This window comes from Enhygromyxa salina, assembly GCF_002994615.1.
GTDB classification, from domain to species: domain Bacteria; phylum Myxococcota_A; class Polyangia; order Nannocystales; family Nannocystaceae; genus Plesiocystis; species Plesiocystis salina_A.
Genome location: NZ_PVNK01000278.1, coordinates 44,433 through 57,654, shown reverse-complemented (window position 1 = coordinate 57,654; position 13,222 = coordinate 44,433). Strand labels below are relative to the sequence as shown.

13 protein-coding genes are annotated in these 13,222 nt (G+C 69.2%); 2 read left to right on the top strand and 11 right to left on the bottom strand.

What is annotated here, in order from left to right:
- Positions 1-2 precede the first annotated feature (2 nt).
- The 10 genes from ENSA5_RS32220 to rimP all read right to left on the bottom strand — a co-directional run bounded on the left by ENSA5_RS32220 (position 3) and on the right by rimP (position 10,998).
- Complete coding sequence (locus ENSA5_RS32220; RefSeq protein WP_106395557.1) at positions 3-974, bottom strand: phosphoribosylaminoimidazolesuccinocarboxamide synthase; 972 nt, start codon at positions 972-974, stop codon at positions 3-5.
- 30 nt (positions 975-1,004) lie between these two features.
- Positions 1,005-1,394 carry a dUTP diphosphatase gene (gene dut / locus ENSA5_RS32215; protein WP_444843377.1) on the bottom strand — a complete coding sequence of 130 codons (390 nt, stop codon included), beginning with the start codon at positions 1,392-1,394 and terminating at the stop codon, positions 1,005-1,007.
- Between the two features lie 83 nt (positions 1,395-1,477).
- Positions 1,478-3,580: a polyribonucleotide nucleotidyltransferase gene (gene pnp / locus ENSA5_RS32210; protein ID WP_106395555.1), complete on the bottom strand. Its 2,103-nt coding sequence runs from the start codon at positions 3,578-3,580 to the stop codon at positions 1,478-1,480.
- A gap of 181 nt (positions 3,581-3,761) precedes the next feature.
- A complete protein-coding gene (gene rpsO / locus ENSA5_RS32205; RefSeq protein ID WP_106395554.1) occupies positions 3,762-4,031 on the bottom strand; it encodes a 30S ribosomal protein S15 in 270 nt (89 codons plus the stop codon).
- 90 nt (positions 4,032-4,121) lie between these two features.
- Positions 4,122-5,234, bottom strand: a complete 1,113-nt coding sequence (truB, locus tag ENSA5_RS32200; protein WP_106395553.1) for a tRNA pseudouridine(55) synthase TruB — start codon at positions 5,232-5,234, stop codon at positions 4,122-4,124.
- A gap of 21 nt (positions 5,235-5,255) precedes the next feature.
- Positions 5,256-5,621 carry a 30S ribosome-binding factor RbfA gene (gene rbfA, locus ENSA5_RS32195; protein WP_106395552.1) on the bottom strand — a complete coding sequence of 122 codons (366 nt, stop codon included), beginning with the start codon at positions 5,619-5,621 and terminating at the stop codon, positions 5,256-5,258.
- The gene (gene infB / locus ENSA5_RS32190; RefSeq protein WP_106395551.1) at positions 5,622-8,417 is read right to left on the bottom strand and encodes a translation initiation factor IF-2; all 2,796 of its coding nucleotides are present in this window, start codon (positions 8,415-8,417) and stop codon (positions 5,622-5,624) included.
- Positions 8,410-8,835 carry a YlxR family protein gene (locus ENSA5_RS39870; RefSeq protein WP_373422456.1) on the bottom strand — a complete coding sequence of 142 codons (426 nt, stop codon included), beginning with the start codon at positions 8,833-8,835 and terminating at the stop codon, positions 8,410-8,412. The genes infB and ENSA5_RS39870 overlap by 8 nt, the downstream gene beginning before the upstream one ends.
- A gap of 50 nt (positions 8,836-8,885) precedes the next feature.
- On the bottom strand, positions 8,886-10,292 hold the full coding sequence (nusA, locus tag ENSA5_RS32180; protein WP_106395549.1) for a transcription termination factor NusA: 1,407 nt from the start codon (positions 10,290-10,292) through the stop codon (positions 8,886-8,888).
- Between the two features lie 34 nt (positions 10,293-10,326).
- The gene (gene rimP, locus ENSA5_RS32175) at positions 10,327-10,998 is read right to left on the bottom strand and encodes a ribosome maturation factor RimP (RefSeq protein ID WP_106395548.1); all 672 of its coding nucleotides are present in this window, start codon (positions 10,996-10,998) and stop codon (positions 10,327-10,329) included.
- Positions 10,999-11,321: 323 nt separating this feature from the next.
- Here rimP and ENSA5_RS32170 point away from each other — a divergent pair, with 323 nt between their 5' ends.
- Both ENSA5_RS32170 and ENSA5_RS32165 read left to right on the top strand, forming a co-directional pair.
- Positions 11,322-11,978 carry an RNA polymerase sigma factor gene (locus tag ENSA5_RS32170; protein WP_146156343.1) on the top strand — a complete coding sequence of 219 codons (657 nt, stop codon included), beginning with the start codon at positions 11,322-11,324 and terminating at the stop codon, positions 11,976-11,978.
- Positions 11,978-12,640 (top strand): hypothetical protein, encoded by a 663-nt coding sequence (locus ENSA5_RS32165; RefSeq protein ID WP_106395546.1) that lies wholly within the window; start codon positions 11,978-11,980, stop codon positions 12,638-12,640. Before ENSA5_RS32170 ends, ENSA5_RS32165 begins: the two co-directional genes overlap by 1 nt.
- 1 nt (position 12,641) lies before the next feature.
- Here ENSA5_RS32165 and ENSA5_RS32160 read toward each other — a convergent pair whose 3' ends face one another.
- On the bottom strand, positions 12,642-13,175 hold the full coding sequence (locus ENSA5_RS32160) for a hypothetical protein (protein ID WP_146156342.1): 534 nt from the start codon (positions 13,173-13,175) through the stop codon (positions 12,642-12,644).
- Positions 13,176-13,222: the final 47 nt, after the last annotated feature.

The window sequence follows — 13,222 nt, the reverse complement described above, 5'->3', positions numbered from 1 at the left end:
GCCTATAGCAGCTTTGAGGTCAGGCGTTCGACCGGCGGGTTCAAATCAGGCTCGAACGCGCGACCCGTCACACGCTCGTAGGTCTCGATGTAGCGCAGCGCGGCCTCGATCCGGACCTCGTCGGGCAGGGTCGGCGGCTGGCCGTCGCCAGTGAAGCCCTGGGACACCAGCCAGGTCCGCACGTACTCCTTGTCGAGCGCCCGCGGGCTCTCGCCTGCGGCCATCGCGGCATCGTAGCCGTCGGCGTACCAGTAGCGTGAGCTGTCGGGGGTGTGGATCTCGTCGATGAGCACGATCTCCCCGTCGGGCCGGCGGCCGAGCTCGTACTTGGTGTCAACGAGGATCAGCCCGCGCTCCGCGGCGAGGCGCTGGCCCTCGGCGAAGAGCGCGAGGCACTGCTGCTCGAGCTGGTCGAACAGCGGCCCGTCGATGACGCCGAGCTCGATGAGCTCGGCCCGGCTCTTGTTCTCGTCGTGTTCGCCCTTGGCGGCCTTGGTCGTCGGCGTGACGATGTTGGCCGGGAGCTTCTGGTGGCGGACGAGGCCCTCGCTCAGGGTGTGACCGCAAAAGCTCCGCTCGCCGCGCTCGTAGGCGCGCCAGATGCTGGTCGAGCTCGACCCGGTCAGGTAGCCGCGCACGACCATCTCGACCTTGTAGGGCTCGCACTCGACCGCGCGCATGACCTGGGCGTCGGGGACCCCGATCATGTGATTGGGGAACAGCTCGCCGGTGACCTCAAACCAGTACGCGGCGAGCTGGTTGAGGACCTGGCCCTTGAAGGGGATGGTCCCGAGCACGCAGTCGAAGGCGCTGACCCGATCACTGACGACGATCAAGCGCTGGCCGTCGGCGGAGAAATTCTCGCGGACCTTGCCGCTGTAGCGCTGGCCGAGGGCGTTGAAGCTGTCGGGCAGCGCGTCGAGGACCAGGCCCGCAGCGATCGCACGTTGGAGCGTCTCTCGTGACACGGGCATCGCGGTCGACGCTAGCCCAAGCTCCGTCCCTCATCCAGTGCTGCCAAAGCCCCCGGTGCCCCGCGCGGGGCTCGGCGGGAGCTCCTCGACCTCGATCACGTCGACCATGGCGACGGGCGCGACGACCAGCTGAGCCACGCGGGTGCCGTGCTCGATGCGGATCGCCTGCGTCCCGAAGTTGACGAGCAGGACCCGGAGCTCGCCGCGGTAGTCGGCGTCGATCGTGCCCGGCGCGTTGAGCACCGTGAGCCCGTGACGCAACGCGAGGCCCGATCGCGGCCGGACCTGGGCCTCGAAGCCCGGGGCGATAGCGAGGGCCCAGCCGGTCGGGACCAGCGCCCGAGCTCCAACGGCGAGCTCGAGCGGATCTCGCTCGGGCAAGCAAGCCGCGAGGTCGAGCCCCGCGGCCAGCGCGGTCATGCGACGAGGCAGGACCGCGCGCGCGTCGAGGCGCCGCAGCTGCAGCGGCGGCGCCGCCCCGACCCTGCCCTGCCCTGCGTCCATCAGCCGCGGAGGTTCAAGACCTCGTCGGGGTCCGCGCCGAAGGCCTGCTTGCGGCTGAGCCGGATGCGGCCCTGATCGTCGATGTTGACGACCTTGACGATGACGTCGTCGCCCTCGGAGATCACGTCGGTGACCTTGTCGACCCGACGATTCTCGAGCTCGGAGATGTGCACGAGCCCGTCGGTCCCGGGCATGATCTCGACGAAGGCGCCGAAGTCGACGACCCGCTTGACCACGCCGTTGTAGAACTGGCCCGGCTCGGCCTCGAAGGTCAGCCCCTCGATGATCGCCTTGGCCCGCTCGATCGCGTCGATGTCGGCCGAGGCCAGCGTGACCCGACCGTCGTCGTTGATGTTGATGACGACGCCGGTCTGCTCCTGGATCCCGCGGATGACCTTGCCCCCGGGCCCGATGATCGAGCGGATCTTGTCGACCTTGACCCACACGCTCTCGACGCGCGGCGCGAACTTGCTGATGTCGGCGCGCGGCTCGGCGATCTGCTCGAGCATCTTGCCGAGGATGTGGAGGCGGCCGACGCGGGCTTGCTCGAGCGCGCGCTCGAGGACCTCGCGGGTCAGGCCGTGGATCTTCATGTCCATCTGGAGGGCGGTGATGCCGTCCTTGGTGCCGCAGCACTTGAAGTCCATGTCGCCGAGGTGGTCCTCGTCGCCGAGGATGTCCGACAAGATCGCGATGTCGTCGCCTTCTTGGATCAGGCCCATCGCGATGCCGGCGACGGGCGCGGAGATCGGCACGCCCGCGTCCATCATGCTCAGGCAGCCGCCACAGACCGCGGCCATCGAGCTCGAGCCGTTGGACTCGGTCGTGTCGGAGACGATCCGAATCGTGTAGGGGAAGGTCTCGGCGTCGGGCAGCACGGTCTCGAGCGCGCGGTGAGCCAGGGCGCCGTGGCCGATCTCGCGGCGCGAGGTCCCGCGCATCGGTCGGGCTTCACCGACGCAGTAGGGCGGGAAGTTGTAGTGCAGCAAGAAGCTGTTGTGGACGTCGCCGCGGATCGTGTCGAGGCGCTGGGCGTCGCGCTCGGTCCCGAGCGTGGTCGAGACCAGGGCCTGGGTCTCGCCGCGCTGGAACAGCGCCGAGCCGTGGGGGCGCTCGAAGGGGTGAACCTCGATGTAGATCGGGCGGATCTCGGTGGTCTTGCGCCCGTCGACGCGGCGGCCCTTGATCGTGGACGCGCGCACGAGGTCCTTCTCGAGCTTGCTGATCGCGGCCGAGACCTCCTCGCCGCGCTCGGCCGCGGCGTCGCCGAGAGCCTCGGTGACGCTGGTCTTGACCGCCGAGATCGCCGCGTGGCGATCGTGCTTGCCGACGATCGACAGCGCGGCCTCCATGTCGACGCGGGCCTTGTCCATGACCAGCGCGCGGAATTTCTCGTCGACCTCGGGATCCTTCCACTCCATCTTGGGCTTGCCCGCGCGCTCGCGGAGCCGCTCTTGAGCCTCGACCAAGGGCAGCGACTGCTCCTTGGCGAACATCAGCGCGTCGATCATGTCGGACTCGCTGACCTGGCGGGCGCCGGCCTCGACCATGAGGATCGCGTCGCGGCTGCACGAGACGATCAGGTTGAGGTCGGACTCTTGGGTCTCTTCGTAGGTCGGGAACGCGATCAGCGTGCCGTCGACCCGCGCGACCCGGATGCCGGCGACGGGGCCAGCCCAGGGCGCGGGGCTGATCGACAGCGCCGCCGAAGCGCCCGTCATCGCGAGCACGTCGGGCTCGTTTTGGAGGTCGTTGCTCAGCACGTTGCTGATGACCTGGGTGTCGTAGCGATACGACTTGGGAAACAGCGGCCGGATCGGTCGATCGGTCAGGCGGCAGGTCAGGATCTCTTTTTCGGTCGGTCGACCCTCGCGCTTGAAGTAGCCGCCCGGGATCTTGCCAGCCGCGGCGTTGGCCTCTCGGAACTCGACCGTCAGCGGCATGAAGGGCAAGTCCTTGGGCTGCCGGCTCATCGTCACTGCGACCAGGACCACGGTCTCGCCGAGGGTCAAGATCACAGAGTTGGCCTGCTTGGCGATCTTGCCCGTCTCGATGCTGATCTCGCGATCTCCGATTTTTGCGACTTCACGTATGATTTCCATGGACTCTTGCCTTGCTGCCGCGGACGAACACTGCGATGAAATTTTGGTCCGAGCACAGCACGGATGCGACCTGGCCACGGCGAGCAGGTGCGACGGCGCGCTCGACCCCGCGTGCACTCGTAGCGACCCGGCTCCGGGTCGCCGATCCAAGTGCAGCGGGGCGAGGTCGGCCCGACGGGACCTACTTGCGGATGTTGAGTTCCTCGATCACAGCCTTGTAACGGTCATGGCTGCGAGCGCGGAGGTAGTCGAGCAGGCGTCGGCGCTGGCCGACGAGCTTGAGCAAGCCACGACGACCGTGGTGGTCCTTCGAGTGGCTGCGGAAGTGCTCGGTGAGGTGGTTGATCCGCTCGGTCAACAGGGCGATCTGGACCTCGGGGGAGGCCGTGTCGTTGTCGTGCCGCTTGAACTTGCCGATGATCTCGCTCTTGCGATCCGCTGAAAGGGACATGCTGGTTTCTCTCTCCGGGGACCCTCCCCGGCTCTGGTCGTTTTCGAGTGGTTTCGAAGGGGCGCAGCATCCAGATCGTAGGGGCTGCTGTCAATGGCTGGTGGCCAGCTCAGGCTCGAAGCGCAGGACCCGGCTGGGCGCCAGGCGCAGTCGGCCCCGCTCACTGGGCTCGCGCTGGAGGATGATCATTCGCCCAGCGGCGCGATCGACGAGCGCGCACGGCCCCTCGCGTCGCGCGAGACCGAGCACCGCGCAGGTCTGCTCATCGGCGCCGAGGCGCTGGCCCTGAATCAGGCGGGTGATCAGCGGCTCGTGAGCACCCTCGCTTGGCAGCTCGCTGACCTCGAAATCCAGGCGCTGCCAGGGATCGCTCATCCGGGCCCGGAGCTCGGCAGCGGCGTGGCGGCGCGGATCGTGGTCCGGCTCGCCTGACGCGCCGTCGCCCGGATCCCGCTCGCCGGGCAGCTCGACGCGCCATTTCGGCGGCCGACCCTCGCTCGCGGCCAACAGCACGGCGTTCAGGCCGCCAACGACGCGAGGGTCATCGACGCCGAGCGGACCGCAGGCGAGCCGGCGCAGCGAACCCAGGTGGGCCGGAAGCCCGAGCCGCCGACCGAGCTCCTCCGCGAGCGAGCGCACATAGCTGCCCTTGGCCACGGTCAATTCTGCGTCGATCCAGAGGCTCGCCCCGTCGCGCCCGTGAGCCTCGACGACCAGCTCGTGGACCGCCATCGAGCGCGGCGGCAGGGCCGGATCCTCGCCCGCGCGAGCCAGCTCGTGCGCTCGCCGGCCCTGGATCTTGACCGCCGAGTAGGCCGGCGGCCTCAGCTCCAACGGCCCGATCAGCCCGCGCAAGGCCTCGAGCGCGCGGGCCTCGAGATCGGGCGGGACCGCCGCCTCGGCCACGATCTCGCCCTCGGCGTCGGCGGTCGTCGTGGACCGCCCGATCACGAAGCGCGCCCGGTAGCGCTTGTCGACGGCCGTCAGGTGCTCGACGAGCTTGGTCGCCTCGCCCACGCAGATGACCAGGAGGCCGCTCGCCGGCGGGTCGAGGGTCCCGCAGTGGCCGACCGTCCGCTCGCCGAGGGCCCAGCGGACCCAGCCCACGACATCGTGCGAGGTCGGCCCCGCGGGCTTGTCGACCAGCAAGACCCCAAACGCGCCCGACTGGCGCCTGCGACCCCGACCTCGACCTCGACCCATGACACCAAGCGCGCGAGCGCCCTACTCGAGCTCGCCGCTGTCGCGGAGCTCGGACAGGATTTCCTCGACCCGCGCGCCGCGGGTGATGCTCTGGTCGGCCTCGAAGCGCAGCTCCGGCATCCGCCGCAGCTGGAGGCGCTCGCCGAGCTTGGTCCGGATCACCCCCGCGCCGCTCACGAGCGCGTCGAGGACGTCGTCGCGCCGGAGGCTCTCGGTCAGGACGTCGACGTAGACGCGCGCGACCGAGAGATCCCCGCTGACGCCGACGCCCGTGATGCTGACGGCGCTCGCCGGGGACAGCCGGGGATCGCGGAGCTCACCGCGCAGCAACATCTGCGCGATCTCTCGACGAATGAGCTCCTCGACCCGTTGCTGGCGCCTGGACATCTAGAGCTCCGGCCGGATCGTCTCGAGCTCGTAGGCCTCGAGCAGATCTTCGGGTTCGACCTCGGAGAAGCCCTCGACCACGATGCCGCACTCCATGCCTTCTTTGACCTCGCGGACGTCGTCCTTGAACACGCGCAGCGAGCCGATCTTGCCCTCGTAGATGACCCGGTTGTCGCGCCGGACACGGATGTAGCTGCTGCGGGTCACGCTGCCCTTGATCACGCGGCAGCCCGCGACCACGCCGAGGCGGGGAATCGGGAACAGCGCCCGGACCTCGGCGACCCCCTGAGCGACCTCGCGGTACTCGGGCTCGAGCAGGTCGATCATCCGCTCGCGGATGCGATCGGTGGCCTCGTAGATGACCGAGAAGGTCTCGATCGGGATCTTCTCGTGCTCGGCCAGCGGCGCGGCCTTGCCCACGGTCTTGACGTTGAAGCCGATGATCAGCGGATTTTCGGCCGCCGCAGCGAGCTTGACGTCGGTCTCGTTGATCGCGCCGACGCCAGCTTGGATGACCTCGACGCGGACCTTCTCGACCGAGAGCTCCTCGAGGGTGTTCTTGAGCGCCTCGGCCGAGCCCTGGACGTCGGCCTTGATCACGATCTTGAGCGACGGGACCTTCTTGCTCTTGATCCGCTCGAGCAGCGAGGGCCCGGACAGCACGCTCTCCTTGCGCCGCCGCTGCTCGCGACGGTGCGAGACGATCTGGCGAGCGTCCTTCTCGCTGTCGACCACGTGAAAGCGCTCACCGGCCGGGGGCGCACCGTCGAGGCCGAGCAGCTCGACCGGAGTGGACGGCAGCGCGTTCTTGACCTTCTTGCCCGCGGGCGTGTAGAGGCCGCGGACCTTGCCGCTGAATTCGTTGGCGACCACGATGTCGCCCTTGTGCAGCTCGCCGGCCTGAACGAGGACCGTGGCGACCGTTCCGCGGCCCTTGTCGACCCGCGACTCGATCACGGTGCCGGCGGCCGGACCCTCGACCGGCGCGCGGAGCTCGAGGACCTCGGCCTGGACCGCGAGGCTCTCGAGCAGCTCGTTCACGCCCTCGCCGGTCTTGGCCGAGATGTGCGCGATCGTGGTCTCGCCGCCGAATTTCTCGCCGACGAGGCCCTCCTTCATCAGCATCTGCTCGACCCGGCCGACGTTGGAGTCGGGCTTGTCGATCTTGTTGATCGCAACGACGATCGGGACCTCGGCCTCCTTGGCGTGCGCGATCGCCTCGCGGGTGGTCGGCATCACGCCGTCGTCGGCGGCGACGATCAGGACGACGATGTCGGTCACGGCGGCGCCGCGCGAGCGCATGGCCCCGAACGCCTCGTGTCCGGGGGTGTCGATGAACACGACCGGACCCTGGTCGGTCTCGACCCGGTAGGCGCCGATGTGCTGGGTGATGCCGCCGGCCTCGCCGCCCGCGACCTGGCTCTTGCGGATGTGGTCGAGCAGCGTGGTCTTGCCGTGGTCGACGTGACCCATGATCGTGACGACCGGGGCCCGCAGCTCGCCCTCGTCCTCGTAGGCGCCGATGAACTCGTCCTCTTGGAACGAGACGTTCTCGATCGTGTAGCCGAACTCGGCCGCGACCAGCTCCGCGGTCTCGACATCGACCGCGTTGTTGATCGTGATGTTGCGCATGCCCATGCCCCACAAGGTGCGGATCAGCCGGGATGCTTTGACGCCCATCTGGTGGGCCATGTCGGAGATCTGAATGGCCTCGTCGACGCGGATGCGCTTCTTGGCCTCGCTCATCTCGACGGTCGAGACCTGCTTGGGCCCGCCGCGGTCACGGCGGAAGCGCGAGCGGGGCCGACGACCACGCTGCTGGGCCCGCTCTTCGCGGCGCTTGCGTGCGGTCGCGCGGCCCTCGGTCCGGCCCTTGTTGGCCTCGGTGATGATGACCTGCTGGCGCCGGGGGCTGGTCGGCAGCGAGATGAAGCCGAGGATCTTCGGCTCGGATCGCTTCGACGCGGCGGCGACGATGACGCCGTCCTCGTTGCGGACGACACGGCGTGCGTCGGCCTCCCTCGCTGGCCTCGCGGCCTCCTCGGCTGCGGCCTCGGCCGCCGCCTTCTCGGCCTCGCGCTCGGCCTCGGCGGCCACGCGCCGCTCGTCCTCCGCGACCTCGGCCGCGCGGACTTCGTCATCCTTTTCTTGCTTCTCGAGCTTGGCCGCGAGCCCGCCGCGGAAGCGACGGGTGCCCTTGGGCAGCTCGATGCGATCGCCGACCTTCGGCGGCACTCGCGGCTCTTCCACGACCGGCTCGGGCTCGGGCGCAGGCGCAGGCGCAGGCGCAGGCGTGGACGACGCGGGCGCGGGCGCGGGCGTGGACGCGGGCGCGGACGGCCGCTGGACCGCCGCCGCGGGACTGGCGGCCGAGGCCTCGCTCGGGACCACCGCCGGGCGCCGAGGCTCGGGTGCGCGCCGGCGAATTGGCGTGCTCGGAGTCGAGACCGGCGCGGGACTCGGCGTGACCGTGATCCGCTGCGCCTCCTCGATCTCGCGCTCGCGCTCCTTCTCGCGCTCCTTGACCGCAGGACGCGGGCCCTTGGCCCGGCGACGGATCGGTCGGGCGGAGGGCGCGGGGGAGGCCTTTTGCTTCGGCTTCGCGCCGCCGGCCGCTGGGGCCGATGGCCGCGCGCCGCCTGAGCCATGCTCACGTCGGACTCGGTCGGCCTCGTCGTCGCTCAGGGTGCTCATGACGCCCTTGATCTCGATACCGAGCGAGCGGACCTCTTTGACGAGCGCCTTGTTCTCGACCTGAAGTTCCTTTGCGAGCTCGTAGATACGGATCTTAGCCATGGGTGGGACGACCTCCCTGCCCGTTCGCGCTCGAACGGTGATCGGAGGGGGCGGGCGGGGATGATAGTTCAAACAAGAGTCGTTCGAGTCCTCGACGTCGGAGGTTGGCGTGAGGGTTTTCCGCGCTGCGATCGAGCAGCTGGATCTCACGCCGGAGCAAATCTGCAGTGGCGGTCCACAGGGCGTCGGCCGCGGTGGGGCCGCCGGACACGAGCGCGAGCGAGGTGGAGAAGGCTCGGTTGAACGCGCGCCGCTTGATCGCCCGATCGCGGCACGCGCGACGCGGACACAGGTACGCGCTGCGACCCGCGAGCTGTGGACGTGCGCCGATCGCGGGGGCCACGCTGCCTGCGGCGAGGCCGTAGCGGAGCAGCTCGCCCTGGGGGCGCGTTGCACGGCACCCGACGCAGGTCCGCATCGGGGCGGCCCGCCGTCGCGCCTCGGCGCCGAGCTCTGGGTCAACCATCGTCATTCAGCCGTCAGCCCCTGCCCTTGCCCTTGAGCCACTTCGTCGTCGAGCTCGTCCTCTTCGATGTCGTAGACGACCTCGAGCTGGATCTTGCCGCTGGCCGCGTCGTTGGCCGTGTCGATGATCTCGTCGGCGGCGTCGACACTGCCGACGACCTGGGCGAGCTCGTCGATGTTGGCGACGGCCAGATCGCGCAGCGATCGCCAGCCGAGATCGAACAGATGTGCGGCCACGTCCCGACCGACACCGGGGATCGCGGCCATCTCGGCCCGGCTGCGCCGCTCCATCTCGCCGATCTTGCTCTGGGAGTGGATGTCGATCCGCCACCCGGTCAGGCGCGAGGCCAGGCGCACGTTCTGGCCCTTCTTGCCGATCGCGAGGCTGAGCTTGTCGTCGGGAACGACGAGCTCCATCGTGTGGCGCTCGGCGTCGATGAGCACCCGCGAGACCTGGGCCGGCTGGATCGCGTTGCACACGAAGCGCGCGGGATCCTCGTCGAAGGGCACGATGTCGATCTTCTCGCCGCGCAGCTCCTGGACCACGGCCTGAACTCGGCTGCCGCGCATGCCGACGCAGGCGCCGACGGGATCGACGTCACGATCGCGGCTCGAGACCGCGATCTTCGAGCGCGCGCCGGGCTCGCGGGCGCAGGCCTCGATCCGGACGATGCCCTCGAAGATCTCGGGGACCTCATGCTCGAACAGCTTCTCGACCAGACCCTTGTGCGTGCGCGACAAGATGATCTGGGGGCCGCGGGCCGACTTGTCGACGTCTTTGACGTAGGCGACGATCCGGTCGCCCGGGCGCAGGGACTCGCGCGGGACCTGGTCGCGCGAGGGCAAGATCGCCTCGGCGCGGCCGTTGTCGACCTCGACCACGATCGAGCCCCGCTCGAAGCGGCGGACGATCCCGGTCATGAGCTCGCCCTTCTTTTCCTTGTAGCGATCGTAGAGGTTCTCGCGCTCGGCCTCGCGGACGCGCTGGATGATGACCTGCTTGGCGGTCTGGGCCGCGATCCGCCCAAACGCCGTGTTGACCTGCTGCAGCGCCGGGATCTCCGGGTATTGCTTGGCCTGGGCCTCAGCCTGCTTTTGGTCCTCTTCGAGATAGAAGATCTGAAACAGCAGCTCGTCGCCGACCTCGGCCTCGAGCCCGGAGCGCCCGGCCTGCTCGACGCTGATCTCGCGCATCGGGAGCTCGACGCGGTCGACCACGTACAGCACCTGGAACAGATTGACGTTGCCCGTATCGAGGTCGAAGCTGGCCTCGATCTCGCGGTCGGCGAACACCCGCCGGGCCGCGGTCGCGACGGCCTGCTCGACGGTGTCGATCAGAACATCGCGGGAGATGTTCTTCTCCTGGCAGACCGCGTCGATGACCGTGCTGAGGTTGACGTTCTCTTCCATGTCGTTGTCCTCGAACTGATCGACCTCGTGCGGCCTAGCCCTCCCACACGAGGTTGGCCCGGCGAATCCGGGGCAAGGGGATACGCAGCGTGCGGTCGCGCTCGTGATCGTGGACCACGACGACGCCGGATCGCTGGTCGTCGGGCGCCGCCGGGTCTTCCTCGACCGCGACGACTCGCCCGTGAAACTTGCGCTCCCCGCTCCCCGCTTCGGATCCGCCGAACTCGGGCGGGAGCGGGGCCCAGGTCTCGATCTTGACGCGAGCGCCGACCTGGGCGGCGAAGTGACGCCTTCGCGCGAGCGGACGGTCGACGCCCGGGGACGAGACCTCGAGGGTGTAGGGGTGGGTGAGCAGCGCGACCAAGGCGGGGTCTGGGGCTTGGGCGGTGTCCGCCCCCTGCCCCGCCGCGGCCTCGCTCGCGTCGAGTGTGTTGCCGATGATCCGACTCATGCGTGAGCACTCGGCGATCGAGACCCCGTCGGCGTGATCGAGGTAGATCCGCATGACCCGCCGCTTGCCGGACGCGAGCCACTCGAGCCGGAGCAGCTCGAAGCCCATGTCCTCGACGACGGGCTCGACGGCGCGGGTGAGCACGGCCTCGGCGCTCGCGTGACGGCCCGCAGCCCGCTCGCCCACGCCGCCCGACCCGCCGCCCTTCGAGGCGGTGGCGGCGGTGTACGCGGGCGAATTTTGGGTCGGGTTCATATGAAGGTCTTCCTAGCCCGGCGTTTCGTCTTGCGGATCGGTGTTGCTGGGTCACGTGGACCACAGGTTCCCGGGACGAAAAAAGAGCGGAGGATTCCCCCGCCCTTGCCGAGTTCGGAGCTGTGGACGAATCGGTATCACAGCCGTTTCCCCGGAGCAAGCCCGACAAAGCGGACACTTGGGGGCTTCGCGTGCCTGCCCGCGGGGCCCGCCAGACGCGACGAAAGTCACATTGGGCCGGGTTCCGAACGCCGGTCAGCCCTGCGCTTGCGCGCCCGCGAAACACCGACGACGATCGATACGTTGACCGGGGTGCAGGTCGAGTGACGCAACGAGCCGACAAGCGTGGTCTTCACGACTTGATGGAGCGCTACGGGGACGGTGATCCCCGGGCGTTCGCGGCTCTTCATGGCGCCTTGAGCCCTCGCCTGCGTGGGTTCTTGATGAAGCTCGTGCGCGACGAACCAACGGTCGACGACCTCCTGCAGCTGACCTTCCTCAAGGCTCACCTCGCCCGGGATCGCTTTTGTCTGCAAGGCGGGGATCCAGACGGCGCGGTCCAGGGTTGGTACTTCGCGATCGCGCGCAACGTCGCCATGGACCACCTGCGCAAGCGCGGCCGCCAGGAGCGTCGCCGCGTCGATCTGAAGCGCTTCGAAGACGGGCCGGCGACCGAGTTTGTCGACGACGCCGTGTCGATCGAAGATCGAGTCGTGGGCATCGAGCACAGCCAGGAGGTCGTCGATCGAGTCCGCGACGCGATCGCGCTGCTGCCCGAGGGCCAGCGCGAAGTCGTGGAGCTCCACAAGCTGCGCGGGATGTCGATGGCCGAGGTCGCGCAGCGCCTCGAGATCCGCGAAGGTGCGGCGCGCGTACGGGCTCACCGGGGCTACAAGGCCCTCGCCCGCATGCTCGGCACGAGCGGATCGGTCCTGCTTTTTTGGATCTGGGCTGCGTTCGGGCTGGGGGGCGGCAACTGATGCAAGAGCGACCCACCATCGACGCGGCCAAGCTCATCGTCGCCGACCTCGAGTCGCGCCAGCGAGATCGCCGGCGCCACTTCATCCCGGCCCTGGCGATCGTCGTGTTGGCGCTCGGCGGGGCCATGCTGCTCATGGGTCTGCGCCCGGATCTCCTCGACCAGCCGTGGTGGCAGCTGGCCTTGCAGTGCGTGCTCTGGGTCCTGTGCCTGATCGTGTTTCCGGCGATCGGCCTGGGCCTGGTGTTCCCTTCTCGGGGCGCACGCATCGCCCTCGCCGTCGGGACCGTCGGGCTGGCCATCCTCGCGACCTTGGGCCTGCCCGAGGGCCACATGTTCGGACCCGACAAGCACTTCGACCTCGGCGGAGGCTGCGGGATGATGATCACCGTCTACGCGACGGTCGTGCTGCTCATGGGTCTGCTCAGCGGCGCCTTCGTTCAGCGACGCAAGACCTCGGCGGTCTACTGGATCGCGGCTGGAATCTCACTGACGGCGCTCACTGCGATCACCTGGCAGTGCCCGGTGAACGGGGCCGCCCACGTGGTCCCCAGTCACCTCGGGGTCGCGGCGGCCCTGATGATCGGCACCTCGGTGATCGGCATCCTAGCTCGCCGCCGAACCCGCCGAGACGATCCGGCCGAGCCGAGCGAGCACGCCTGACTCAGGACTCGTCCGGTGTGGGCGCCGGGGCGCGGCGCTTGGCCCGAGCGAGGCGTCGGTTCGCGCGGAGCCTCGCTCGCCGGACCCGCCGGGCGACGACCGAGTAGATCCGCTCGGCGCCATCCCAGCTGACCGGGCACATGTCGTAGACCGCCCCATCGGCGAGCTCGAGGATGAAGGCCTCGTTGACCGGCGGCGGGCGCTGCTCGACGTCGATCGTCGTGATCGCCTTGATCGGCAGGCGGATCCGACGGCCACGGTGGCGAAACCACAGCCGTCGCCCAAACTGGATGACCGCGCCCGGGATCAGCGTCCAGGCGATCATCCGCAGCCAGCCGAGCAGGTAGATGACCGCGAGCGCGATGATCAGCCGGGTCAGGGTCTCGTAGCCGGCGCCGATCACCCACCACGCGCTCGGAATCCGGGCGAGCCCGACGGCGAGCAGGACCACGAAGTAGACCGGCCACAGCCCGAAGCGCGCCACCATGCCCGTCCAATCGTCGGGACGGGCGACTCGCAGCCAGGGGCGGAACACGGGCGTCAGTGTAGCAGCGCCGCCCGGGCTGCTAGCCTCGGGCCAAC

What these genes read in the sequence shown, in the direction of transcription:
- rbfA (WP_106395552.1), bottom strand. Translation starts at nt 5,621, where the DNA reads ATGTCCAGGCGCCAGCAACGGGTCGAGGAGCTCATTCGTCGAGAGATC.
- ENSA5_RS39870 (WP_373422456.1), bottom strand. Translation starts at nt 8,835, where the DNA reads ATGCGGACCTGCGTCGGGTGCCGTGCAACGCGCCCCCAGGGCGAGCTG.
- nusA (WP_106395549.1), bottom strand. Translation starts at nt 10,292, where the DNA reads ATGGAAGAGAACGTCAACCTCAGCACGGTCATCGACGCGGTCTGCCAG.
- truB (WP_106395553.1), bottom strand. Translation starts at nt 5,234, where the DNA reads ATGGGTCGAGGTCGAGGTCGGGGTCGCAGGCGCCAGTCGGGCGCGTTT.
- infB (WP_106395551.1), bottom strand. Translation starts at nt 8,417, where the DNA reads ATGGCTAAGATCCGTATCTACGAGCTCGCAAAGGAACTTCAGGTCGAG.
- rpsO (WP_106395554.1), bottom strand. Translation starts at nt 4,031, where the DNA reads ATGTCCCTTTCAGCGGATCGCAAGAGCGAGATCATCGGCAAGTTCAAG.
- pnp (WP_106395555.1), bottom strand. Translation starts at nt 3,580, where the DNA reads ATGGAAATCATACGTGAAGTCGCAAAAATCGGAGATCGCGAGATCAGC.
- ENSA5_RS32165 (WP_106395546.1), top strand. Translation starts at nt 11,978, where the DNA reads ATGCAAGAGCGACCCACCATCGACGCGGCCAAGCTCATCGTCGCCGAC.
- dut (WP_444843377.1), bottom strand. Translation starts at nt 1,394, where the DNA reads ATGACCGCGCTGGCCGCGGGGCTCGACCTCGCGGCTTGCTTGCCCGAG.
- rimP (WP_106395548.1), bottom strand. Translation starts at nt 10,998, where the DNA reads ATGAACCCGACCCAAAATTCGCCCGCGTACACCGCCGCCACCGCCTCG.
- ENSA5_RS32220 (WP_106395557.1), bottom strand. Translation starts at nt 974, where the DNA reads ATGCCCGTGTCACGAGAGACGCTCCAACGTGCGATCGCTGCGGGCCTG.